Raw genomic sequence first — 24252 nt, forward strand, 5'->3', positions numbered from 1 at the left:
TTCTTCCGTTAGGGAGTAGCTTTTTTCTCATAAGAAGTTTGGTTAGATAAGTTTATTAGTTGTTTTTATTTATGGTTTACATACTGGTATTTTTAAAATAAAAATAAATTAGTGTAATATATACACTATTAATAAAAATAAATATACGTATAAAAAATAATTATAATACAAATTATATATTTATAAAATACAAACTAAACAGATTACCATATAAGCAAACATGCGTGATGCCGTGATGATTGAGATTTACATTATCAAAAACACATTCTTTATACATTTTTTGTATCTTTGCCGCTGAAGCAGGAATAAGGGCTTGCCATTCTGAATGGCATATTCTCTCCGCAAGTTAGTCCTTCAACAAATGATTGTTCTAGCTTCTTCGATAAATATTACATAGAAAAATACATGTTATTCAAAGAATTAAACCTCATTGAGCCCATTTTAAAGGCCCTTGAGACCGAAGGTTATACACAACCAACACCAATACAGGAGCAATCTATTCCAACAATCTTAAAAGGCAAAGATTTACTAGGCTGCGCACAAACAGGTACCGGAAAAACCGCTGCCTTTGCCATCCCGATGTTGCAGTTACTGCACGAAAAACACGTCAATACCAAAGCAACAAAAAACATAAAGGCTTTAATTTTAACACCTACACGCGAGCTTGCCATTCAGATTGAAGAAAGCTTTAAAGCTTATGGCCGTCACTTAAACTTACGCCATCTGGTAATTTTTGGCGGAGTGAACCAACACTCACAGGTAGAAGCCTTAAGAAAAGGCGTTGATATTTTAGTGGCAACACCTGGTCGCTTATTAGACTTAATGAACCAGGGTTTCATTAGCTTAAATACCATTGAACTTTTCGTACTGGATGAGGCCGACCGTATGCTGGATATGGGCTTTATTCACGACGTGAAAAAAGTAGTAGCTAAATTACCAGCTAAACGTCAGACTTTATTTTTCTCGGCAACCATGCCAGATGAAATCCAGAAGTTGGCGAATACCATTTTATCTAGTCCAACAAAAGTAGAGGTTACCCCTATTTCTTCTACTGCTGAAACGATTGTTCAGTCGGTGTATTTTGTTGATAAACCAGATAAGAAAAAATTATTGATCCATCTTTTAGAAGATAAAAACATCCAAACGGCGCTGGTTTTTACCCGTACCAAACATGGTGCAGACCGTATTGTTAAGGATTTAGCGCATGCCGGAATTAAGGCTGCTGCGATCCACGGTAATAAATCACAAAATGCCAGACAAAGGGCATTAACTGATTTTAAAGACCGTAAAATCCGTGTTTTAGTTGCTACAGACATTGCTGCCCGTGGTATTGATATTGATCAGCTATCACATGTGTTCAATTTCGAATTGCCGAATATTCCTGAATCTTACGTTCACAGAATTGGCCGTACCGGCCGTGCTGGTGCAAACGGTATCGCGATTTCTTTCTGTGATGCAGAAGAAAACGAATACTTATTGGATATTCAGAAACTGATTAAAATTACTTTGCCAGTAGTTGATGAGCACCCTTACCCGTTAAGCTGGGAAAGTATGCTGGCCAAAAACCAGGTTAAACGTAAACCACAAGCCCAATCTAAAGGTGGTGGCGGTGGCGCTAAAAAAAGTGGCGATGGCAATATGAGTGGCAAACCACGTAATGCCAGCAACAACAGGAGGTTTGGTGGAAACAGGAAAAGAGGAGAAAGATAGGCTTTTGAGGTGGAAGATTGATGGGTTAATTTACCTTTAACAACAAAATCCTCAACGATTATATAGCTGAATAAGCATATTATTTACAAAGTAATATCCACTCGATCGTCATTTCGAGCGCAGCCGAGAAATCTGCGAAGTAAATCTCTCCATTTCACTGCGTTTCAGTCGAGATGACGACCTTTCTATTGGGACCTGTCCAAAAAAACAAAAAACCCGGATTACAAAACGTAACCCGGGTTTTTATATTTCTAGCTTAGGCAAGCGCAAGGAAAACCTTCCACCTTATTACCTTCCGCCTTCTAACTCCCTAAACAACTACATTAATAATCTTCCCTTTAACGAAAATGATCTTTTTGGTTGGTTTTCCATCTAAGAATTTCAGGAATTGCTCATCAGCCAATAAAATGCTTTCTACCTCTGGCTGAGCTAAAGTTAAACTCAAATTCAGGTTCATTTTCATTTTACCGTTAATAGAAACCGGATAAGCAAACTCATCTTCTACCAGGTACTCAGGCTTAAATGTTGGGAAAGCAGTATAGGATAAAGTCCCAGCTTCGTTACCCAGTTGTACCCAAAGTTCTTCGCATATATGTGGTGCATAAGGCGAAAGGATAATCACCATATCTTCCAGAATCTGACGGTTTTTGCATTTAAGATCGGTTAACTCATTTACCGCAATCATAAAACTTGATACAGAAGTATTGAATGAGAAACGCTCAATATCATCCTGTACTTTTTTAATGATTTTATGTAGCGATTTCAGCTCCGCTTTTGTAGGTACATTATCGTTTACATGGAAAGTCCAGTCTTCGTTGTGGAACAAACGCCAGAATTTACGCAAGAACTTAAATACACCTTCAATACCATTGGTATTCCAGGGTTTACTCTGCTCCAACGGGCCTAAGAACATTTCGTACATGCGCAAAGTATCGGCTCCATAACGTTCAATCAAATCATCCGGATTAACCACATTGAATTTTGATTTCGACATTTTCTCTACTTCAACACCGCAGATATATTTCCCGCCCTCAAGAATAAATTCTGCATTGGCGTATTCTTCTCTCCAGGCCTTAAACTTAGCGATGTCTAAAGTATCGTTTTCAACAATATTCACATCAACGTGCAATGCAGATGTTTTATATTCTTTTCTTAATCCAGCCGAAACGTAGGTATTGGTAGGTTTTCCGTTCTCATCGTTAATACGATAAACAAAATTACTTCTCCCTTGGATCATCCCCTGATTAATCAGTTTTTTGAAAGGTTCCTCTTCTTTCGCATAACCCAAATCTTTCAAAAATTTATTCCAGAAACGACTGTATAATAAATGGCCCGTTGCATGTTCAGAACCACCGATGTATAAATCAACATCTTTCCAATACTCAATAGCTTCTTTTGAAGCAAAATCGTTATTGTTATTGGCATCCATATAACGGTACCAGTACCAACTGCTTCCTGCCCAACCCGGCATGGTACTCAATTCGTAATGCCCACCCTCTGTAGGCACCCAACCCTCGGCCCTGGCCAATGGTGGCTCACCTGTTTCAGTAGGCAAATATTTATCAATTTCAGGAAGCAATAATGGTAATTCTTCTTCTTTTACCAGATAAGGCAATCCATCTTTAAAACAAACCGGAATTGGTTCACCCCAATAACGCTGGCGACCGAAAATCGCATCGCGTTGACGGAAGTTTACTTTTGCCTTTCCTACTTTTTCTATTTCCAACCAGTTATTTAAAAATGAAACAGCTTCTTTATATTCCATTCCGTTAATAAAACCGGAGTTGATGTATTTTCCTTCTTTTGTAGGATCAGCCTGCACATCAATATCTTTTTGTCCGTCCAAAATCTGGATAATCGGTAAGTTAAAATGTTTAGCGAATAACCAATCTCGCTGATCGCCACTTGGAACCCCCATCACTGCTCCTGTTCCATAACCGGCCAATACATAATCAGCAATCCATAGTTGAACGCGTTCTCCACTTACAGGATTGATTACATACGTCCCTGTAAAAGCACCGGATACCGTTTTAGTATCCGCCATGCGGTCTAATTCTGATTTCTTTTTGGTTAAAGCGATATAATTTGCAATGTCCTCTTTTTGTTCAGGAGTAGTCAATTCGTCCACCCACTCATGCTCCGGCGCCAAAACAAGGTAAGAAACACCAAAAATAGTATCTACACGAGTAGTAAACACTTCAATTTGTTTGTCGCTTCCTTCTACCTGAAACTTAACCGATGCTCCAACACTTTTACCGATCCAGTTGCGTTGCATTTCTTTAATCGGTTCAGGCCAGTCGATGGTATCTAAACCTTGCAAAAGCCGGTCTGAATAGGCTGTAATCCGCATGCTCCACTGCATCATTTTCTTTTGCTCAACCGGGAAACCACCACGCTCAGAAAAACCATCTTTAACTTCATCATTCGCTAAAACGGTTCCTAAAGCCGGACACCAGTTTACGGTACTCTCGCGAAGATAAGTTAAGCGGTATTTTAACAATTCGATCTGTTTCTCTTCGTTGGTAAAAGTTGCCCAGTCGCTTGGCAAAAATTCTTTTGTATCTTCATCAGAAACGGCTTTTACATCAGCTGTACCAGATGCGTTGAATTTTTCGATCAAGGTGGTAATATCTTCTGCCCTATCGTTTTCGATATTGTACCAGGAGTTGAACAACTGCATAAAAATCCATTGTGTCCATTTGTAATATGAAGGCTCGCTAGTGCGCACCTCTCTACTCCAATCGAAAGAAAAACCAATCTGATCCAACTGACGGCGGTAAGTTGCAATGTTTGCTTCAGTAGTAATCGCCGGATGTTGTCCGGTTTGTATGGCGTATTGCTCTGCAGGTAATCCGAACGAATCATATCCCATGGGATGCAATACGTTAAAGCCTTTAAGGCGTTTGTATCTCGAAAAAATATCTGATGCAATGTAACCCAGCGGGTGACCAACGTGCAGACCTGCTCCAGATGGATAAGGAAACATATCTAACACATAATATTTTGGCTTTTCAGAATTGCTTTCGGCTTTAAATGTTTGATGATCTGCCCAGAATTTCTGCCACTTTTGTTCTATTTCTTTGAATTGGTAATCCATTGCAAGTTTTAAATTTTTAAAGGGGCGAAAATACGGAAATTAAGGGGCTTAAAAAAGGAGATTCATGATATTATTTTGCCAACAGAAATGCAGAATAAGAAGAAGTTAAGGGTAAAACCTAGGTACCTTTTGTACAGTCAGATGTCCTCATCTGATTGCTTTAGGCTAAAACAAATCCTATTCGTATAATATTACATAATAAACAATTTTAAACGCTATTACCCAACGCGACCGTCATGCTGAATTCACTTCAGCATCTTTCCAGCAAAATAAACCTGAAGTGAATTGATGATGGCGATCCTAACATTTAGGCTGAATAAATCTACCCTTGAAGTGAGATGTTACCATCTGACTTGCTATAAAAATGACTCTTATTGTATGCGACTCAGTGTCAGTTGGGAACAACAGCCAACTATCAATCCACAAAAAAAATGCGCCATTGATATAAAACCAATGGCGCAGCAAATAATCGGGAATTAAGATCTTATCTTGATAAAGAATATACTTTAGTCACGTTTGTTTTATCAATTTTAGCAGTAAACTCTAATTTGTTTGCAGTAATACTGTTTATTTTACAATAATTAAGCCCATCATTAATACTCATACTAAACTGATCCGAATAAATGATCACATATTCACCGATTGCCCTGTCTCCAGATAAACTTATCTCCACCTGGTCATCATTATTTGATTTATAATCAATATAATCAGTGGTTTTGCCATAATTAACTTCTCCATTAAGTTTTTCATCAGCATAACCTGTTGTCACAATCTTATTTAACGTCCAACGCCCCATAATTTGAGCTTTTAAAGAAGTAGTATCTTTTTTGCATGAAATAATGGTTGAGGTGAGGAGCATTAACAAACTTAGAATCGTAATTTGTCTTTTCATAGTTAAATTTAGTTTTAAGATATCCATAATTAACGCCGTTTTAGCAAATTTCGTACCGCCATTCGAAAAAGAATCAGATTTACTGAGGAATTTAATCTTCAAACTAAAAGCTAATCGTATACGTTAGTAATTCATTTAGCAATCATTAATTGGTGTTTATCAGGTATAATTTATATTTTCGCAGAAACAAAAATGAAATACATGGAAGAATTCGAAGTGAGTGATGCATCTAAGAAAACCAAAACCGTTTATATTTCCACTATAATCAGTATTGCCTTGGTTTTATTAATGCTGGGGCTACTTGGTTTGGTACTTGTACATGCCAAAAACCTATCTAACTATGTAAAAGAAAACATCGTTTTAAACATTATTGTTGATGAAGGTGCAAAAGAAGCAGATGTTTTGGCTTTCCAAAAAGAACTAAATGCAAATCCTGCGGTAAAACAAACCCAATATGTAAATAAAGAGCTTGCAGCCAGAAATTTAACCCAAGATTTAGGCGAAGATTTTGTTAACTTTTTAGGGTACAACCCACTAACATCTACCTTCGATGTGTATTTAAAAGCAGAATATGCAAACAATAAAAGTATAGATGCCTTAAAAACAAGTATTTCTAAAAACCCGGTAGTTAAAGAAGTGGTTTATCAAAGTTCTTTAATAGATATGGTAAACAAAAATATCAATACGATCGGTTTAATTATTTTAGCCTTCGCAGCACTGCTATTAATCATTTCTATTGCCCTGATTAACAATACCATAAGATTAGCAATCTACTCGCAGCGCTTTTTAATTAAAAGTATGCAGCTGGTTGGTGCAACGAAAAATTTTATTCGACGTCCTTTCTTATTATACGCTGCTTTGCACGGCCTGATTGCGGCATTTATTGCCATTATTATTTTATTGGCAACTTTAATTTATGCCCGCAAAGAGGTGCCTGAAATTATTATTTTAAATAACTACCAGGAATTTGGCTTCGTATTTATAGGCCTTTTAATTGTGGGTATTTTTATAACAGGCATTAGTACATGGTTTGCAGTAAGCAGATATTTACGTTTAAAATCTTATCATCTTTATAGATAATGGCAGAAAAAAAAACAGGTCCCGTTGTAAAGGACGTTAAAAGCGAATTGGTTTTTACCAAAAAAAATTATCAATTATTGTTAATCAGCATAGCAATTGTAGCGGTTGGTTTTGTCCTGATGATGGGCACTACTGGTGACATTTACGACTTCAGAAGAACTTTATTGGCTCCGATAGTGGTATTGGCAGGTTTTGCTTTTGGTATTTATGCCATCTTAAAAAAATAAATTTATCCTATTAGGATTATATTAAAACGCTTAATTAATTGATTGAGCGTTTTCTTTATTTACTTTCTTTCCTAAAAATATGAACACTTTTGAAGCCATTGTCCTTGCAATTGTTGAAGGATTAACTGAATTTTTACCTGTATCGAGCACTGGTCACATGATTATTGCATCATCATTTATGGGCATCGCATCCGAACCATTTGTAAAACTCTTCACCATTGTCATCCAATTGGGCGCAATACTTTCGGTTGTTGTACTCTATTTCAAAAGGTTTTTCAAATCGATAAATTTCTACATTAAATTACTGGTTGCCTTTATTCCGGCAGCTGTATTTGGCTTATTATTGAGTAAAAAGATCGACGAACTATTAGAAAGCCCTATGGCTGTTGGTATTTCACTATTAGTTGGCGGTGTTATCCTATTATTTGTTGACAAATGGTTTAATAAACCAACCATTAATGAAGAGGAGGAAGTAACTTATTTAACGGCACTTAAAATTGGTTTCTTCCAGTGTATTGCCATGCTACCAGGAGTATCGCGTTCTGGGGCAACCATTGTGGGTGGTATGAGTCAGAAATTAAGCAGAAAAGTGGCCGCTGAGTTTTCATTTTTCCTTGCGGTACCGACGATGTTTGCTGCAACAGCAAAAAAACTTTACGATTTTTACAAAGAAGGGCATACCATTACCCATGATCAAACTAATCTTCTAATTATCGGTAACGTTATTGCTTTTGTGGTAGCACTATTGGCTATTAAAAATTTTATTGGATACCTGAACAAACACGGTTTCAAAGTTTTTGGTTGGTACAGGATTGCTGCGGGTTTAATTATTATCATCCTGTTATTAAGTGGGCACAACTTACAGATTATATAATTCATGAAATATTTTAACCACAGATAAAAAGGATGCACGCAGATAATAATCATCCATGTTTATCTGTGTACATCTGTGGTTAAAAAAACCTAGGCAAACCACATTGAATCCGTATCTTTGCACAAAAAAGATTTGTGAGTACCGAAAATTCTAAATTCAAAGATTTCAATTTTGCAGAAGGCGAATTGCTTTTAATTAACAAACCATACAAATGGACTTCATTTGATGTGGTGGGCAAAATCCGTAATTCTTTAAAACCACTAAAACTAAAGGTTGGTCATGCCGGCACTTTAGATCCCCTTGCTACAGGTTTGTTGATTATCTGCACAGGTAAGCTAACCAAACAGATCGATACTTTTCAGGCTGAAGAGAAAGAATATACCGGTACCATGATTTTGGGCGCTACTACCCCATCATTTGATATGGAAACAGAGGTTAATCAAACTTTCGAGATCAGCCACATTACTGAAGAAGAAATTTATGCTGCATGCAAACCATTTATAGGAGATATTGAACAATATCCACCTGCACATTCAGCAGTGAAGGTAAACGGCGAACGTTTATACGTAAAAGCAAGATTAGGTGAAGAAGTTGAATTACGTAAACGTTTTGTAAGCGTTCCGGAATTTGAAATTACACGGATCGAATTGCCAGAAATCGATTTCAGGATTGTATGTAGCAAAGGTACTTACATCCGCTCCTTAATATCCGATTTTGGTAAAACTTTAAATAACGGCGCTTATCTTTCTAAACTTACCCGTACCCGAAGCGGAAACTTTTTACTAAAAGATGCATTTGAGGTTTTAGAACTTGTTAATTATATTCGCAGTAAGAAAGAAGAAGCTAAAACTGAAACAGAAGCATGAACCGAATCAAAAACAGGCACACCAGATTTATAAAAGAAATTCTTTTAATTATTGCAGGTGTAACTTCGGCGTGTTTTGGCCTAAAAAGCTTTTTAATGCCGAGCCATTTTATTGACGGTGGTGTCACCGGTATTTCCCTTTTGCTAAGCACCTTAACTGGCTGGAATTTATCATACCTCATTGCCATCATCAATATCCCATTTGTAATTTTAGGCTATAGGCAGATTGGTAAAGGCTTTGCCATCAAAACTGCTATTGCCATTGCTGCGCTTTCACTGGCGCTAATTATCCTACCCTTTCAGCCCATAACACACGATAAATTACTTATTGCATTTTTTGGCGGTTTGTTTTTAGGTGGAGGAATTGGATTGGCCATGCGTGGCGGCTGCGTAATTGATGGTACAGAAGTTTTAGCACTTTACATCAGTAAAAACAGCATTTTAACTGTTGGAAATATCATCCTGATTTTAAATATCATTATTTTTGCCTTCGCAGCTTATTTCTTAAACATCGAAACTGCACTTTATGCCATTCTAACGTACTTATCGGCATCCAGCACTATCGATTTCATTGTAAATGGCATAGAACAATACACCGGTGTGACCATTATTTCAGAACATCAGGAAGCTATAAAAGGGTTTATCATCAACGAAATGAAACGTGGTGTAACCATCTATAAAGGCGAAGGCGGCTATGGAGAAAAGAAAGATATCGATATTATTTTTACCGTTGTGACCAAACTAGAAATGAGCAAATTACAAACTGCTATTCGCCAGATTGATCAGGATGCATTTGTGATACAACAACAAATTGCCGATTTAAAAGGCGGGGTAGTGAAACGCCATGCTTTACATTAATAAATAACAGGAATTTGGGCATGCCCCTAAGCTACGCAAAGGGTCGGGCTGTATGCTAAATCCCCGAGAAATTCCGATAGTTATCGGGGCGGGGATACCGCTTCCATCCCTCATGCAAAACCCACACCAATAAAATAGATTTTACCATTGAAAATATACCATAACCTTTCGGATTTTAAAAAATTAGATAATGCCATTGTAACCATTGGCACTTTTGATGGCGTGCATTTCGGACACCAAAAAATCATTAAACAACTGGTAGAAAAAGCAAAATCCGATAAAGGAGAAAGTGTAATATTAACTTTTTTTCCACACCCGAGAATGATTATTGATCCTGAAAACCAGGACCTAAAAATGATTAATACCATTAATGAAAAAGCAGAAATTTTAAAAGGTTTGGGGGTAGATCATTTAATCATCACACCTTTTACCAGAGATTTCTCCAATCAGCTGCCTGAAGATTATATAAAAAACATCCTGGTGAACAACATTGGCACCAAACATATTATTATTGGTTACGACCACCGCTTCGGAAAAGACCGTTCGGGCAACCTAACCGATTTGAAAGCTGCTGGCCTACACTACGGCTTTACTGTGGAGGAAATTATGGAGCAGGATATCCATGACGTTGCGGTAAGCTCAACTAAAATCCGCCAGGCACTTTTGGTTGGAGATGTAAGTTTAGCTAATGATTACCTCGGCTACCCTTTTTCTATTTTTGGAAGGGTAATTAAAGGCGATAAAATAGGCAGAACAATCGGTTTTCCAACGGCCAATATCTTCGTAGAAGAAATATATAAACTGATTCCAGGTGATGGCATTTATGCTGTTACTGTAGAAATGAGTGCCGAATTTAAAGAAGAAGGTTCAGAATCGACAAACAGACTTCAGACTACGGAGTCCGGACTCCGGACTTATAAAGGTATGGCCTACATCGGGCAGCGCCCAACCATTAACGGGATGACCAGAAATATTGAGGTTAATATTTTCGATTTTAACCAGGAAATTTATGGTCAGGACATCAAGATGAATTTCTTGAAATTCTTGCGTCATGATGTAAAGTTTACAGGGTTAGAAGCACTGACTGTTCAATTACAAAAAGACAAAGAGGCGACGCTAGATTATTTTAACAGGTAAATTTATTTTTAGCACATCCTACGCGATCGTCACCCTGAATTTATTTCAGGGTCTAATGGATGCTGACCACGTAGTAGCTACAAGACAATTGAAAACACTATTTTTACTTGTAAAATAAATTCAGCAAGACGCAACTATTAAATGAAATTTAAGGTTAGTAATAGAAGTTTAAAAGAGCCTTTTGGTATTTTTTAATCAGATTTTCCTTTCAAAAAAGCCTCATTTTCGTTATATTAGCGGCAATGAGGCTTTTTTACATCATTTTCTTTCTATCTATCTCCATTAATTTTGCGGTCTTCTCATCGCAGGGAAAAAGAAACGATGTACCAGCCAAAAACTTAAAAATAAGTTTCATAACCGATAAAAAAATTAATAAACATAATTCCGGTTTCAATCAGGACAATGAAAATTTGCAAAAAGATTTCATCAACTCTTCTATTGTAAAAATATCTTTTGCCGCTTTTATACTTCTTTCTTTTTTGATATTTCTTTTTTTTAAGAACAAAACGATCACCGCTAAAGTTGTAATTAGAAGATTAAAATATAACTATTGGTGCCTTTTTAAAATGCTCTACCCAAAACATGTTTATTGGTAAGTAATTTCATTTTTTGAATCACATTAACGTGGAACTTTCAGTAAAATGCCAGGTAGCGAACAATGCCTGGGAATAAATTATTTAATTCATATTACCCATTTTTATAGATGCATTTACCCGATTTAATAGCCGATTTAGGATTAATCCTTGCAGCAGCAGGAATAACCACCCTGATATTTAAAAAAATTAAACAGCCACTGGTTCTAGGTTACATACTGGCAGGCCTACTGGTTGGTTCACATTTAGATTTTTTTCCTTCAGTTACCGATACCAAGAGTATTAACATTTGGGGGGAAATAGGCGTAATTTTCCTTTTGTTCAGCCTTGGTTTAGAATTCAGTTTTAAAAAACTAGTTAAAGTTGGCGGTTCCGCTTCCATCACTGCAATTGTAAAAGTCCTTTTTATCATTCTGGCGGGTTACTTAGTTGGTAAAGCAATGGGCTGGAAAGATATGGATAGCCTGTTTTTAGGTGGGATCTTATCCATATCCTCAACCATGATTACCATAAAAGCCTTTGAAGAACTTGGTTTAAAGCATAAAAAGTTTGCTGGCCTGGTTTTCGGGGTTTTAATTGTTGAAGATCTGGTTGCCATCTTATTATTAGTATTGTTTTCTACTTTAGCGGTAAGTCAGCAATCGGCAGGTACAGAAATGCTGTATTCTATTTTAAAACTGGCTTTCTTCTTAGTACTTTGGTTCTTAGGCGGAATTTTCTTAATTCCTTCATTTCTTAAAGCAACCAAAAAATTGATGAATGATGAAACCATGCTGGTGGTATCTTTAGGCTTGTGTTTGGTGATGGTATTATTGGCCGATAAGGTTGGGTTCTCTCCTGCTTTAGGTGCGTTTATAATGGGTTCCATCTTAGCCGAAACTACACAGGCAGAAAGAATAGAACACTTAACCAAATCGGTAAAAGATTTATTTGCCGCGGTTTTCTTTGTTTCGGTTGGTATGCTGATTGATCCTGCTATGCTGGTTAGGTACTGGGTTCCAATTTTAGTGGCCACCGTGGTTATTATCTTTGGGAAAATTATATTTACCATTTTAGGTGCGTTATTGTCTGGCCAGCCACTAAAAACTTCGGTACAATCGGGTATGAGTTTAGCACAAATTGGGGAGTTTTCATTCATCATTGCCTCATTAGGATTAACCCTTAAAGTAACCAGCGATTTCCTTTACCCAATCGCTGTGGCAGCGGCAGCTATTACAACCTTTACCACACCATACCTGATTAAACTATCTGAACCTTTTTACCAATATTTAAACCGTGTTTTACCAAAAAAATGGCTTGATGGTATAGAAAGATACAGCTCCAGTACTGAAGGGATTACCACGTTAAGCGATTGGAAAGTTTTATTAAGGTCTTATATTTTTAATACGATTATCCATTCAGTGATCATCATAGCCATCATATTTCTGGCTTACCGATATGTTCAGCCTTTTATTGTAAGCAATATTTCCAATAGTTTAACCTCAATTATTATCAGCGTAGTCGTTTCCTTTATTTTAATGTCGCCGTTTTTATGGGCTTTATCAATCAGAAGAATCCAACGAACAGCATATTCTCACCTTTGGCTGAATAAAAAATACACCCGTGGTCCGTTAATTGCCATCGAATTTTTCAGAATAGCCTTAGGGATCTTCTTTGTAGGATTTTTAATGTATGAATTCTTTGATACTTGGATTGCAGCTGTAATTGCATTAGGTCTAATCATCTTAGGCATGGTTATCTTCTCCAGGAAACTGCAGTCTTTTTATGATAAACTGGAAAGACGTTTCATGTTAAATTTAAATGCCCGTGAGAATCAAAAACCTGACATTTTACCTTGGGATACCCACCTAACAGAACTTACTGTTTCACCTGAATCGGAAGTGGTAGGAAAAACGCTTACCGAATTAATGATCAGGGAAAAATATGGGGTAAATATTGCCTTAATCGAACGCGGAAGAAACAATATCCCAACACCAGGTAGAGACGAGCGGCTTTATCCTAACGATAAACTGTTGTTGATTGGTGCTGATGATCAATTGGCTGCTGTTAAGGCACTTTTAGAAGTTGATGCTCCGGAAACAGCCGAAGAAAATAATTTTCCGAATAAAGAAATGACCTTGCAAAAGGTTGTTGTTCATGCCGAATCGCCTGTTTATGGCATGAGTATCAGAAATGCAGGGATCCGCGAAAAAGCACAGGCTTTAATTGTTGGTATAGAAAGGGGTACTGATCGGATATTAAATCCTTCATCCGACTTTGTATTCGACAACGGCGATGTAATTTGGATTGTCGGGAACAATAAGAAGATAAAAGAGGTTATTTAGTTAGTCCGAAGTCCTTAGTCGGGAGTCCGGAGTTTAGATGCATAAATAGTCTACGGGTTTTTACTTTCGGACCTCTGACTTCTGACTTCCGACCAAAAAGCATATCTTCGTGTATAACCTAACCTATGAAAGTCGATAGAGAAAAGAGTGAATTTCTTGATGATATGATCGAGCAGTGGCAAAGCGATGGCTTAATTAATGATGAAACAGGCGATAAACTCCGTAAAAGTTATGAAGCCAAAAACTTCGATTGGTTACGCCTGGCACAATATGCTTTTTGGGTAGCCTTAGCTTGTGGTTTTATTGCCCTTGGATCACTTCTTATTGATAATTCCATCTTAAACTATTTAAAAAGGGTTTACAATACACCTAATATCGTTATTGCTATTGTTTCTGGCGGACTGGCGGGATGGCTTTATATCCTGGGGTTCAGGAGAAAGAAGAAGCTGGCGCATTTAAAGTTTAGCAATGAGGCGATTGTGTTTTCTGCCATTTTACTCACAGCAAATGCAGTTGCTTATTTCGGAAAGGCGCTGGACAATGGATCTGGCAATTTCTCTATCCTGATTTTAATATCTGTTTTTATTTATGGTGCTTTAGGTTATATCTTCAATTCGCGTTTGATCTGGATTTTTGCTTTAATATCTTTAGGTGCCTGGTTTGGCACAGAAACGGGGTATTTAAGCCGTTGGAATTATTACTTTCTTGGTATGAATTACCCTTTACGTTTCGTGGTTTTCGGAGCAGCATTAACCGCAGCATCGTTCATTATGAAAGCTTTTCCTAAAACGCAAAATTTCTTTCAGGTCACCTATATCGCAGGGATGGTTTACTTGTTTGTATCACTTTGGGCTTTATCGGTGTTCGGCAATTTCGCCAGCTTAGAAGAATGGTATACCGTGAGGCAGTTAAGTTTGTTTTATTGGGCCTTAATTTCGGCTGCAATATGTGTAATAAGCACTTTATCTGGCTTAAAATACCACGATGATATCGCAAGGGAATTCGGCATTACTTTTCTTTTTATTAACCTCTATACACGCTATTTTGAATATTTTTGGGACAGTTGGCATAAAGCCTTATTCTTCTCTGTGCTAGCGGCCTCTTTTTGGCTAATTGGAAGAAAAGCAGAAAAGATATGGAATGTAGAGTTTTTGAAATAGCATCCTGAGATTAATTAAAATACACTAATCGTCATCTCGACCGTAGTGGAGAGATCTATGAATTGAAAAAGTCAGACGCTGTCTGACGAATTTGAAAATCTCAAAATTTCAGATCTACTTCGAAAATTTAAAATGAATTAATTCAAATGAAAATATATCAGCAAGCCTTAGCACTCAGAGAACGTAGAAGGGGTTTCCATATCATTACCGATGAGGTTGAGGATGCCCTGCCCCAAATTGATGAGATTAACATTGGTATTTGTCAGGTTTTTATACAGCACACCTCAGCTTCACTAACGATTAACGAAAATGCTGATCCTACGGTCAGAATGGATTTTGAAATGTTCTTTAATAAAACTGTTAAAGAAAATGATCCGGATTACGAACATGACTACGAGGGATCAGACGATATGCCAGCCCATTTAAAATCGGCACTTTTGGGTAGTTCTGTAACTATCCCAATAAGAAATGGCAAATTAGCACTTGGTACCTGGCAGGGAATTTACCTTTGCGAACACCGCAACCATGGTGGACAAAGAAGATTGATCATTACCGCCTGGGGAGAATAAATTAATCTTTTTTCACTTCTTCTTTGATTTCAGGGTGATTATCCTGAATAGATTTACCCTCAGTTTCTACTTCAATTTCTTTCGTGGTAACCGCATAATGCGAAGGGTAAATCTCAGATCCAAAAGCAACTGCGTAAGCCTTGGTGAACTCAGCCCCAAAATATAAAATAATAGAAGAATAATAAGTCCATAAAAGCACCACAACCAATGAGCCCGTTGCACCATAAGTACTTCCCACATTGCTTTGCCCAATATAAATTGAGATGGCAAATTTACCGATCATAAAAAGGACAGCAGTTACTATTGCTCCTGCAATTACATCACGCCATTTTATAATTGCATCGGGTAATACCTTAAATATTACGCCAAATATTAATGAAATAACAGCAAGGGTAACCAGTTGATTAATGATATAAAATACAATAACCGATACTTCGGCAAACCTGGCCTGTAAACGACTGTTAAAAGCATCTAAGACTGAGGTTACAGCAAGCGAAACCAAAAGTACAAAGCCCAAACTGATAATTACCGAAAAAGACAAGAACCTGTTCTGTAACATCTTTACCCAGCCCCTTTTAGGTTTTGGTTTTAAGCCCCAAATGGTATTAATAGAATCCTGGATATCCCCAAAAACGGTAGTTGCCCCGAGCAATAGTGTGAAAATACCAATAATTAAAGCGATAGTGCTTTTTCCGTCCAAATAAGCATTTTTAATCAGCTGCTGCAGGGAAGTAGCCGATTCTCTTCCTAAAAAGCCTTCAAGCTGGGCATAAACCTGTCCTTCGGCTATTTCTCTCCCTAAAAATATACCGCACAAAGAAATAATAACCACAAGCAATGGCGCCATAGAAAACACCGTATAATAGGCTAATGAGCCACTAAGTTTCGTTACCTTATGATTATTAAATCCAGTGAACGATGCTTTTAAAATGCCCCATATTCCTTTTAAAGTGATTTTCCGCTTTTCCATAAACAAACTATTTAAGATGAGATGTCCTAAACTTAAACCGCTTATTTTTTGAATTGTTTGTGATTAATGAACAAAGACATGATGTAAAGAAACTAAATGCACAAAAAAAAGCTCCTGATTTTGATCGGAGCTTTATTCTTTTTCGATAAGTGATTTTATACTATTTGGCTTTAATCCATAACGCAATATCGTTAACCAAAGTTTCGGATACGCTTACCGCTGCCTGGTATTGTGCCATCGTTCCCTTTTCGGTTTGAGAACTTAGCAGGTGATTTAAATCAGGATAAAATTTAAGAACCACGTTTTTCTTTTTACTCAAAGCAGCATTCCATAAATCAAAATCTACTTTACCTACCTGAAAATCATTACCACCTTGCAATACGTAGACTTTAGGCTTCGAAAGACTTTTAGCTACAGCAACCTGATTGTAGGCATTTAAATCTGCCCAATATTTAGCAGGCAAACCTAAAATTACAGAATCAGGTTTTATGGTAGTCCCCAACTGCGAAATTCTGCTTTTATTAATTTCCACATCAGCATCTGCCAATTGTTTTTTAAAGGCAGCTGTTGTATCATTAGCCTGATCGAACATGTACTTATTCTGATCAACAATAATATCGGTTAATTTTCTGGCAGGTGCTGCTGCTAAAACAATTCCTGCTAAATCAGGTGTAAGTGTGGCTATTCTAGGTGCCAACATTCCGCCTAAACTATGACCGAATACGTAAACCGCTTTAGGATTAGCGCCAACAACTGTTTTTGCAAGTGCAATAGCTGCAGTTGCATCATCCAGTACCTCTTCTTTTACGGTAAAAGCTTTGCCAAATTCGTTCGGATAAATTAAAGTTCGTTTTACGTATCTAACTGAAGCAATGCCTTTGGAGGCTAAACCGCCAGCCAAATCTCTAAAAGGCTTATTAACACCAACAGTTTCATCCATATCAGCAGGTCCGGAACCGTGCACAAAAACTACTACAGGAAAATTTCTGGCATTTTTTGGGGTGGTAATAATGGCTGCCAATTGTTTTCCTGCCGGCCCAATATATACTGATTTTTCCTGGTATAAACTGGTATCAACATAAGTTGGTTTTAAATAAGAAGATGTTTTCCGCGAAGGTGCCAGAAAGATTCCGACAATTTTCTGTTGTTTATTAAAACCTAAAATAAAGTTCTGATCACCGTTAGCAAATTTACCTTCAACCGTTACAGCGAAAAACTCTCCCTGGGCTTTACTTTGAACGGCATCTAACGATTCTGCCTTTCCATATTTCGTTCCAATATCCCCCCAAAGTTTCTTTAAGTTTTCTTCTGTTAATTTCGTTTTCAAAGTATCATCAAAGAAAGCGTGGGCATCTTTAAACTTCTCTTCCTGCAACAGTTTAAAAAAGTCGTTTGCACCGTTGAACAGCTGGATCACATTTTGAGAAAATGCAGTAGTTGTAAATAATAAAGCAATTATAAATAAAAGGCTTTTTTTCATCCGTGTTTTGTTTTTATGGTAATGAGATTTCATGATTTTTATCCTTTTACGGATCAAAAAAATCATAATGGTTTCATGTATTGTGTTTGGTTGTTTACAATACCCAAAGTTAACAATATTTGGTTCTGAAAAGCTGCCAACTAAACTAGCCGTTTAGTTTTAACTAATTTTAACATTTGATGCCAGTTTCTTCCATAACATATACGGGATAAACATAATGATCAAAGCAATAAGTGGCGGGATTAAAAGCGAAATACCATCGCCTACAAGTGCCCTTGAGGCAAAGGCACCAATAAAATTAATGGCAAAACCTGCATAGGCCCATTCTTTAATGGTTTTAAATTTATTTTGAAGGATAGATGACGCCCCAAGCAATTTTGCAATACCTACAATGATGAGCAGATAAGTGGGGTAGCCAAGATGTTTAAGTACTTCTTTGCCTGCTTCCTGTTGAGTAATTCCTCCAATGCCGTCCATAATCATCATTAATGCAAAAATAATGGTGGCAATCCAATACCACGTTTTTAGCTTCTTCATATATACCTGTTTTTATCGTAATTTATTAACCAGTTATTCCCAAAGCGATCTGTTAAATCACCAAAAATTGTTCCCCAAAATGTTGATTGTATTGGATGCGAAGCCTTCCCTCCTGCTGATAGTTTATCGTAAAAAGCCTGGGCTTCTTGTTCCGAATTACAGTTGAGCATCATAGATACGGAGTTTCCTTTAACTAGCCCCCTTTCTTCAACCATATCTGTTGCCATAATCACCAAATCATCTTTAGTTAAAACAGCATGCATAATACTCCGTTTCATACTATTCGGCATCTTATCTACAATAACCGATTCTCCAATGGTTTCAAACGTCAGTTCTCCCCCCAAACATTTCTGATAAAAAGTCATTGCTTCCCGGCAGTTACCGTTAAAAGTGAGATATGAATTTATGCTAGCCATTTGTTCCTATTTTTTGATGCGCACAACAGTCGTTCCTTCCATTAAACATTTTGGCATCAATCCTTAACAATGCAAACATACAGGGAGATTACTGTAAGCCGAACACGCAGAAACGACAATTGCGGGGGTTGTTTACGACAATTAGCCTCGTTATATTTGAATAATGAAACATGTATCTATCTTAATTCCAGAGACTGCCGTGATTGAAGCCATTGCAGATCCCCGCTATCTATTTACCGCTGTTAACGAATTTTTACAGGCATCGGGCAAATTGCCGCTTTTCAAAGTTGAACTTGTAGGAATGACGAATGAGGTAAGGCTGAATAATAGTCTTTTCTCTGTGCATGCCGATAAACTTTTGCATGAGGTTGAACATACAGACCTTATTTTTGTGCCGGCCATTAGCGGAAATATAGGTTATGCAATGGAAGCAAACCAGGATTTATTGCCATGGATTATAAAGCAGCACGCTAAAGGTGCAGAAGTGGCCTCGCTCTGCATGGGTGCTTTTTTATTGGCTGCAACCGGTTTATTAAATGGACGGAAATGTTCTACGCATTGGCTGTTTGCCAATCAGTTTAGGGAAATGTTTCCTGAAGTTGAGCTGGTAGATGGCAGTATTATCACTGATGCTCAGGGTTTATACTCCAGCGGTGGTGCAAACTCCTACTGGAATTTACTTTTATATTTAGTTGAAAAACATACAGATAGAGATACCGCCATTTTAGCGGCCAAATACTTTGCCATAGATATCGACCGCGAAAGTCAGCTGGCTTTTATGATGTTTCAGGGGCAAAAGGGCCATGAAGATGCTAAAATTAAAAAAGCACAGGAATTTATTGATGGCAATTACCAGGAACGGATTACGGTAGATCAACTGGCTGATATGCTGGCATTGGGACGAAGAAGTTTTGAGCGGAGATTTAAAAGTGCGACTAAAAACACAGTGATCGAGTACATTCAGAGGGTTAAAATTGAGGCTGCAAAGCGAAGTTTCGAATCAAGCAGAAAAAATATAACAGAGGTAATGTTTGATGTAGGTTATACCGATACCAAATCGTTTAGAGATGTTTTCAAGAAAATTACTGGTTTAACACCGATTGAGTACCGGAATAAATACCATAAAGCCGTACTTGTTTTGCAGGTTTAACTGCATCTTCAGAAAAAAAATAAAAAAATTTAAGTTGTACACAATATATTCTATTTACAGCGTTTATGTATGTGAGAGCGTTAATTTAGATGACGGGGATACTGCCTAAGGGTGGAATCCCCGTTTCTTTTTTGGCAAAAATGCAAAGGGCATGGAGCAAAGCCCATAGCGATCGAAGCTCCGTGCCCTATGCTACTAAGCAAAAAAAGAGACATTGTTAAAAAATGTCTCTTTTTAAGGTATATGATGGAGTTAAGAATTTTAGCTTTCTTTATCAGTAAAATCAACTGGTTTCTTTTCAAAATACTGATCGAAGTTTTGTGTTTTTTTAGGTTTCAAAATTACATAAAGTCCTAATCCGATTAATGCCATTGGAATACTAATCCTAAACAGATCAAAATCAAATATGTTTATCGCTCTAAAAGTGAATAAGCCACCAATAATCGTCAATGCCAACCAGCTGCTTCCCTTAAAATCTTTACGATAACCCATCCACAATCCGATACCTAACATAATGGTGTGCCATCTCAAGATCCAGTATGGAACATCTATTCCCGAGTTTCTTAATAAGAATACCGAACCGATAGCGATAATTAAAATGCCTAGACCAAATTGTTTATCTGCGTGATTTTTTTTGATTAAATTTTCCATGACCGTTTGTTTTTATGATTCAAATGTATCAGGAATAGCAATGCTGGAGAATGGCTTTTCCCTTAGTTGTGTTTTTTTATCGGTGAGTGAAATAAAACTATCGGTAAAAATTTATGGTTATTTAAGAAAAGAAGAAATTATCGGTGAAATTGTTGATTAGTCCGGAGTCGGCAGTCCGAAGTCCAGAGTCGATTAATCGATTTGAAGAACTGATCATATTAATACAACAAAAGTGGCTGAATAAAAGATTGCTTCACACAACTCGCATCCCCACGCCTTCGGTTCGCAATGACGAATTTAGCTGTTTATGAATACCCTATTTATACTATTAACCGATCAAACAAATGAACCATAACCAGTTTCAATTTACAGTTAACCGTTTTATACGATTTAACAGTTAACCCTATTCAAAAATAATAATATCTGCCCCTTCGCTCATAATTACTTTTGAAGTAATGTTAATGAATAAGCCATGTGCCAATAATCCATTAATTTGATTGAGGTTAAAAGCTAATTTTGCAGGGTCATCAATAAGACCAAAATCGGCATCGATAATCAGGTTACCATTGTCCGTAATAAATGTTTGGCTTTCTACAGTTCTCAATATACCCTTTCCACCAAGTTTATTAATTTGATCGAATACATATTGATAGGCCAATGGAACTACCTCAACAGGAACGGTAAAAGCACCTAATTTTTTAACTTTTTTAGAAGCGTCGGTAATGATGATGGCATTTTCACTAAGTGAAGCAATTATCTTCTCTCTAAACAGTGCCCCGCCTCCGCCTTTAATCAAATTTAGTGATTCTGTAAATTCGTCGGCTCCATCTATACTGATATCAATTTTGCTTAAGCGCCCAAGGTCAAGAATTTCGATCCCTAGCGACTCAGCGAGCTCCTGTGTCCGAATGGAACTTGCAGCAGCCTTTATCTTAAGCCCTTCTTTTACACGTTTACCTAACTCTTTAATGGCAAAGGTGGTGGTAGATCCCGTACCCAGGCCTACTACATCGCCATCTTTAACAAATTTCACTGCTGCCTGGGCGGCCGCCAGTTTTTCTGCATCTTGTTGAGTTTTATCTATAGTAGCCATAAAGTAAAAATAGGTTTAAATGATAAACATCGCAAAAAATGAAAAAAAATATTACTACTAATGCAATAAATCGTTTTTATAGCGTTTATGTATATGAGAGCGTTAATTTAGATGATGGGGATTCTGCAATAGTGGAATCCCCATTTCTTTTATGAGCATTTGTCATCCTGAGCGTAGTCGAAGGATCTTTTCATTTAATAACCCCTGAAATATTAAGGGTGACGAACTATCGCATAGATTTCTCTATTCCATACACTTCAGTCGAGGGCTTACGGTGATTGAATTGTTTTCACAAATCAAGGCAAAAAAAAATTTACTGCTAATGCAATAAATCGTTTTTACAGCGTTTATGTATATGAGAGCGTTAATTTAGATGATGGGGATTCTGCAATAGTGGAATCCCCATTTCTTTTTCTAAACATTTTGTCATCCTGAGCGTAGTCGAAGGATCTTTTCATTTAATAGACCCTGAAATAAATTAAGGGTGACGCTTCAATTAAAAATTTCTGCTCATCTACCCCCCACACATCAACACACTTGATTTTCTTATAAAACAAAAAACGGCTGGTATTTCTACCAACCGTTTCCTAACAATCAACTTATTTATTTAAAGAGTTTATCCAGGCTGCAATTTTTAAAGCTTCGGCTTTGGTTACCTGCGGCATTGGAGGCATTTCTGTTGAATAACCCGGCCAGTTTTGTGGTTGTGGATTGTGGATCAACTGAAATATTTTTTCCGGTGAATATTTACGTTTTGCAATTTCTACGAAGGGTGGGCCTATCTGCCTGTTAGTTTGATTATGGCAGGCCAGGCAAGTGTTTTTAGTTAACAAGCCCTCAACCTCTTTAAAAGTAGGTGCCTTAGCAGCAGCCACAGGCTTAGCCGGAGTAGGCGTTCCTTTTGCTTCAGGAGCTTTTCCAGTTGTTGCCTTTGGTGCAGCTGTTTTCTTAGCAGGAACATTTATAGGTGTTGCCGAATTTTTGGTACTTACTTCATTGGCAGAAAGTTTATTCCCATCAGGAATCTGGTTCAAGGTATAATAAGCTACCGGATGAACTAAAGAATAAAAACCATCTTGAGATCTTAAACCATCTAACGTTAAGGTATGGATATAATATTGGCGAAGGTTTTTCACAATAATTCTGGCTTTTAAACCATCTGCTGAAACTTTAACCCCAGAGATTTTTAATTTTTCGGTGTTTACCGGAGGCGATCCATACACAGGGTGATATTTGTAAATAAAGCTTTCTGCGTCATACGAAGCTAAATCTTCGGCCGATTTACGATCAACCGGCATAGTAAACTCCACTTCAAAACCATCCGGCATTGCCCTGACAGCTTTCATTTCGAAAGGGGTTTTGTTGTTGTACACCAATCTTTCTAAACCTTCGTTGGCATCACCTGCCGAGCCCCAACCACGGTTGGTTTCTCCAACAAATAGCGAACCATCAGTGCCCCACTCTAACCTCAATACTCCTGAACGGAAACCTTTACGGAAAAGGAAAGCGGCGCCTTGTTCTTCACCTTTCACCGTCTCCATAAAAATTCTTGAAATAATACTCATTCCCTGATCACCAACTAAAATCTGATCAGCAAATGGCCCAAATGTATTGGCAGGAATTTTAACTGGTTCTGCTGATGAAATACCCAAAATACCATAAGGTAACCAAACTGATGGCAAACGCAATTCCGGGAATACTTTCTTCATTTCGAATAAGGTTTTAAACGTTTCGTTTACCCTATTCTCTGGTTTAATGTATCTTCCTTGTTCATTTTTGGTTCTACGCTCGTCTATTTGAGAATAAAAGAAATCTGACTGAAGTTTAACAGGAGAATTAGGCAGATTTGTCCACCTTAAACTGGCCGGGTGCCCCATAAAATCTCCTTTGTTTACTTTCCATAAACCACCAGAACCTACCCAGTCGCCCTGGTTTTCGGTATAATAAAACTGACCGTCAATACTACCAATACCCGCCGGTGAACGGAAACCAGCAGCATAAGGACTCATTTTACCATCTTCGGTAATGTTCATCGCCCAACCACGCATGGGTACACGACTTTCAGCACGCCACCATTCTTCATCGCCAAAGGCTACGTTTGCGGTAACCATAAAAGTACCATCAGGCATTATTTTCGGACCAAAACTATATTCGTGGTAGTGACCGCTTAAAGGCCATGCATAAATGGTTTCGTATACATCGGCTTTGCCATCCTGATCTTTATCGATCAATTTGGTCAACTCGCCGCGCTGCGCTACGTAGATTGCACCATTTTTATAGGCAATGCCCAAAATTTCGTGCAAACCATAGGCAAATCTGCGCCAGTAAGGCTTGGCACTTGTAGGGTTTTCTACGATGTACACTTCTCCCCTACGGGTAGATACCCCTAAATCGCCATTTGGTAAGGTAACCAGTCCACCAACTTCTAAAATGGGACCTTCAGGTACGCGTACTTTATTTATCTTGAAAAAATCTTCTTCTTTCGGTGTTTCTTGTGCAAAAACTGTAGTAAAGCTAAAACTTAATGCCAGTATTGCTAATTTTTTAAATGTATTTCTCATTGTTATTC

Annotated in this window: 20 protein-coding genes; 11 read left to right on the plus strand and 9 right to left on the minus strand. The window is 37.5% G+C overall.

All coding sequences use genetic code 11. From position 1 onward, the window contains the following. Positions 1-405 precede the first annotated feature (405 nt). The gene (locus ACUN24_RS25810) at positions 406-1710 is read left to right on the plus strand and encodes a DEAD/DEAH box helicase (RefSeq protein ID WP_445565081.1); all 1305 of its coding nucleotides are present in this window, start codon (positions 406-408) and stop codon (positions 1708-1710) included. Between the two features lie 310 nt (positions 1711-2020). Here ACUN24_RS25810 and leuS read toward each other — a convergent pair whose 3' ends face one another. After that, positions 2021-4807 (minus strand): leucine--tRNA ligase, encoded by a 2787-nt coding sequence (gene leuS, locus ACUN24_RS25815; RefSeq protein WP_445565082.1) that lies wholly within the window; start codon positions 4805-4807, stop codon positions 2021-2023. Between the two features lie 484 nt (positions 4808-5291). Next, positions 5292-5699 (minus strand): hypothetical protein, encoded by a 408-nt coding sequence (locus ACUN24_RS25820; RefSeq protein ID WP_445565083.1) that lies wholly within the window; start codon positions 5697-5699, stop codon positions 5292-5294. 201 nt (positions 5700-5900) lie between these two features. On the opposite strand from ACUN24_RS25820, the gene ACUN24_RS25825 reads away from it, so the two are divergent. From ACUN24_RS25825 to ACUN24_RS25865, 9 genes are all read left to right on the plus strand, one after another. Continuing rightward, entirely contained in the window at positions 5901-6779 is an 879-nt protein-coding gene (locus tag ACUN24_RS25825; protein WP_090499014.1) for a cell division protein FtsX, read from the plus strand. Continuing rightward, on the plus strand, positions 6779-7006 hold the full coding sequence (locus ACUN24_RS25830; protein WP_445565084.1) for a DUF3098 domain-containing protein: 228 nt from the start codon (positions 6779-6781) through the stop codon (positions 7004-7006). Before ACUN24_RS25825 ends, ACUN24_RS25830 begins: the two co-directional genes overlap by 1 nt. A 79-nt stretch (positions 7007-7085) precedes the next feature. Further along, positions 7086-7880 (plus strand): undecaprenyl-diphosphate phosphatase, encoded by a 795-nt coding sequence (locus tag ACUN24_RS25835; protein WP_445565085.1) that lies wholly within the window; start codon positions 7086-7088, stop codon positions 7878-7880. A gap of 134 nt (positions 7881-8014) precedes the next feature. Then, positions 8015-8746 (plus strand): tRNA pseudouridine(55) synthase TruB, encoded by a 732-nt coding sequence (gene truB, locus ACUN24_RS25840; RefSeq protein ID WP_445565086.1) that lies wholly within the window; start codon positions 8015-8017, stop codon positions 8744-8746. Then, entirely contained in the window at positions 8743-9603 is an 861-nt protein-coding gene (locus ACUN24_RS25845; protein ID WP_132398729.1) for a YitT family protein, read from the plus strand. The genes truB and ACUN24_RS25845 overlap by 4 nt, the downstream gene beginning before the upstream one ends. 147 nt (positions 9604-9750) lie before the next feature. Beyond that, entirely contained in the window at positions 9751-10740 is a 990-nt protein-coding gene (locus ACUN24_RS25850) for a bifunctional riboflavin kinase/FAD synthetase (protein ID WP_445565087.1), read from the plus strand. A 703-nt stretch (positions 10741-11443) separates the two neighbouring features. Beyond that, positions 11444-13657 carry a cation:proton antiporter domain-containing protein gene (locus ACUN24_RS25855; protein ID WP_445565088.1) on the plus strand — a complete coding sequence of 738 codons (2214 nt, stop codon included), beginning with the start codon at positions 11444-11446 and terminating at the stop codon, positions 13655-13657. A 125-nt stretch (positions 13658-13782) separates the two neighbouring features. Continuing rightward, positions 13783-14817 carry a DUF2157 domain-containing protein gene (locus ACUN24_RS25860; protein ID WP_445565089.1) on the plus strand — a complete coding sequence of 345 codons (1035 nt, stop codon included), beginning with the start codon at positions 13783-13785 and terminating at the stop codon, positions 14815-14817. A 146-nt stretch (positions 14818-14963) separates the two neighbouring features. Then, a complete protein-coding gene (locus ACUN24_RS25865) occupies positions 14964-15386 on the plus strand; it encodes a secondary thiamine-phosphate synthase enzyme YjbQ (protein ID WP_445565090.1) in 423 nt (140 codons plus the stop codon). A gap of 1 nt (position 15387) precedes the next feature. On the opposite strand, the gene ACUN24_RS25870 is transcribed toward ACUN24_RS25865, so the two are convergent. From ACUN24_RS25870 to ACUN24_RS25885, 4 genes are all read right to left on the minus strand, one after another. Further along, complete coding sequence (locus ACUN24_RS25870; protein WP_445565091.1) at positions 15388-16356, minus strand: YihY/virulence factor BrkB family protein; 969 nt, start codon at positions 16354-16356, stop codon at positions 15388-15390. A gap of 160 nt (positions 16357-16516) precedes the next feature. Next, positions 16517-17836, minus strand: a complete 1320-nt coding sequence (locus tag ACUN24_RS25875; RefSeq protein ID WP_445565092.1) for an alpha/beta hydrolase — start codon at positions 17834-17836, stop codon at positions 16517-16519. A 159-nt stretch (positions 17837-17995) separates the two neighbouring features. Then, the gene (locus ACUN24_RS25880) at positions 17996-18373 is read right to left on the minus strand and encodes a DoxX family protein (RefSeq protein ID WP_445565093.1); all 378 of its coding nucleotides are present in this window, start codon (positions 18371-18373) and stop codon (positions 17996-17998) included. Continuing rightward, positions 18370-18789 carry a VOC family protein gene (locus ACUN24_RS25885; RefSeq protein WP_445565094.1) on the minus strand — a complete coding sequence of 140 codons (420 nt, stop codon included), beginning with the start codon at positions 18787-18789 and terminating at the stop codon, positions 18370-18372. The genes ACUN24_RS25880 and ACUN24_RS25885 overlap by 4 nt, the downstream gene beginning before the upstream one ends. A 163-nt stretch (positions 18790-18952) precedes the next feature. Here ACUN24_RS25885 and ACUN24_RS25890 point away from each other — a divergent pair, with 163 nt between their 5' ends. Continuing rightward, positions 18953-19939: a GlxA family transcriptional regulator gene (locus ACUN24_RS25890; RefSeq protein WP_445565095.1), complete on the plus strand. Its 987-nt coding sequence runs from the start codon at positions 18953-18955 to the stop codon at positions 19937-19939. A 261-nt stretch (positions 19940-20200) separates the two neighbouring features. Here the strand turns inward: ACUN24_RS25890 and ACUN24_RS25895 are convergent, their stop codons facing one another. The 3 genes from ACUN24_RS25895 to ACUN24_RS25905 form a co-directional block, all read right to left on the minus strand. Further along, the gene (locus ACUN24_RS25895; RefSeq protein WP_445565096.1) at positions 20201-20590 is read right to left on the minus strand and encodes a LiaF transmembrane domain-containing protein; all 390 of its coding nucleotides are present in this window, start codon (positions 20588-20590) and stop codon (positions 20201-20203) included. 403 nt (positions 20591-20993) lie between these two features. Continuing rightward, positions 20994-21683, minus strand: a complete 690-nt coding sequence (rpiA, locus tag ACUN24_RS25900) for a ribose-5-phosphate isomerase RpiA (protein ID WP_445565097.1) — start codon at positions 21681-21683, stop codon at positions 20994-20996. 599 nt (positions 21684-22282) lie between these two features. Beyond that, positions 22283-24244 carry a hypothetical protein gene (locus tag ACUN24_RS25905; RefSeq protein WP_445565098.1) on the minus strand — a complete coding sequence of 654 codons (1962 nt, stop codon included), beginning with the start codon at positions 24242-24244 and terminating at the stop codon, positions 22283-22285. Between the last annotated feature and the right edge of the window lie 8 nt (positions 24245-24252).

The organism is Pedobacter sp. WC2501 (assembly GCF_052682415.1).

Excerpts from the sequence above, each read along its gene's own strand:
- ACUN24_RS25810 (WP_445565081.1), top strand. The coding sequence starts at position 406 with ATGTTATTCAAAGAATTAAACCTCATTGAGCCCATTTTAAAGGCCCTT.
- leuS (WP_445565082.1), bottom strand. The coding sequence starts at position 4,807 with ATGGATTACCAATTCAAAGAAATAGAACAAAAGTGGCAGAAATTCTGG.
- ACUN24_RS25820 (WP_445565083.1), bottom strand. The coding sequence starts at position 5,699 with ATGAAAAGACAAATTACGATTCTAAGTTTGTTAATGCTCCTCACCTCA.
- ACUN24_RS25825 (WP_090499014.1), top strand. The coding sequence starts at position 5,901 with ATGGAAGAATTCGAAGTGAGTGATGCATCTAAGAAAACCAAAACCGTT.
- ACUN24_RS25830 (WP_445565084.1), top strand. The coding sequence starts at position 6,779 with ATGGCAGAAAAAAAAACAGGTCCCGTTGTAAAGGACGTTAAAAGCGAA.
- ACUN24_RS25835 (WP_445565085.1), top strand. The coding sequence starts at position 7,086 with ATGAACACTTTTGAAGCCATTGTCCTTGCAATTGTTGAAGGATTAACT.
- ACUN24_RS25845 (WP_132398729.1), top strand. The coding sequence starts at position 8,743 with ATGAACCGAATCAAAAACAGGCACACCAGATTTATAAAAGAAATTCTT.
- ACUN24_RS25855 (WP_445565088.1), top strand. The coding sequence starts at position 11,444 with ATGCATTTACCCGATTTAATAGCCGATTTAGGATTAATCCTTGCAGCA.
- ACUN24_RS25860 (WP_445565089.1), top strand. The coding sequence starts at position 13,783 with ATGAAAGTCGATAGAGAAAAGAGTGAATTTCTTGATGATATGATCGAG.
- ACUN24_RS25865 (WP_445565090.1), top strand. The coding sequence starts at position 14,964 with ATGAAAATATATCAGCAAGCCTTAGCACTCAGAGAACGTAGAAGGGGT.
- ACUN24_RS25870 (WP_445565091.1), bottom strand. The coding sequence starts at position 16,356 with ATGGAAAAGCGGAAAATCACTTTAAAAGGAATATGGGGCATTTTAAAA.
- ACUN24_RS25875 (WP_445565092.1), bottom strand. The coding sequence starts at position 17,836 with ATGAAAAAAAGCCTTTTATTTATAATTGCTTTATTATTTACAACTACT.
- ACUN24_RS25880 (WP_445565093.1), bottom strand. The coding sequence starts at position 18,373 with ATGAAGAAGCTAAAAACGTGGTATTGGATTGCCACCATTATTTTTGCA.
- ACUN24_RS25885 (WP_445565094.1), bottom strand. The coding sequence starts at position 18,789 with ATGGCTAGCATAAATTCATATCTCACTTTTAACGGTAACTGCCGGGAA.
- ACUN24_RS25890 (WP_445565095.1), top strand. The coding sequence starts at position 18,953 with ATGAAACATGTATCTATCTTAATTCCAGAGACTGCCGTGATTGAAGCC.
- ACUN24_RS25895 (WP_445565096.1), bottom strand. The coding sequence starts at position 20,590 with ATGGAAAATTTAATCAAAAAAAATCACGCAGATAAACAATTTGGTCTA.
- rpiA (WP_445565097.1), bottom strand. The coding sequence starts at position 21,683 with ATGGCTACTATAGATAAAACTCAACAAGATGCAGAAAAACTGGCGGCC.
- ACUN24_RS25905 (WP_445565098.1), bottom strand. The coding sequence starts at position 24,244 with ATGAGAAATACATTTAAAAAATTAGCAATACTGGCATTAAGTTTTAGC.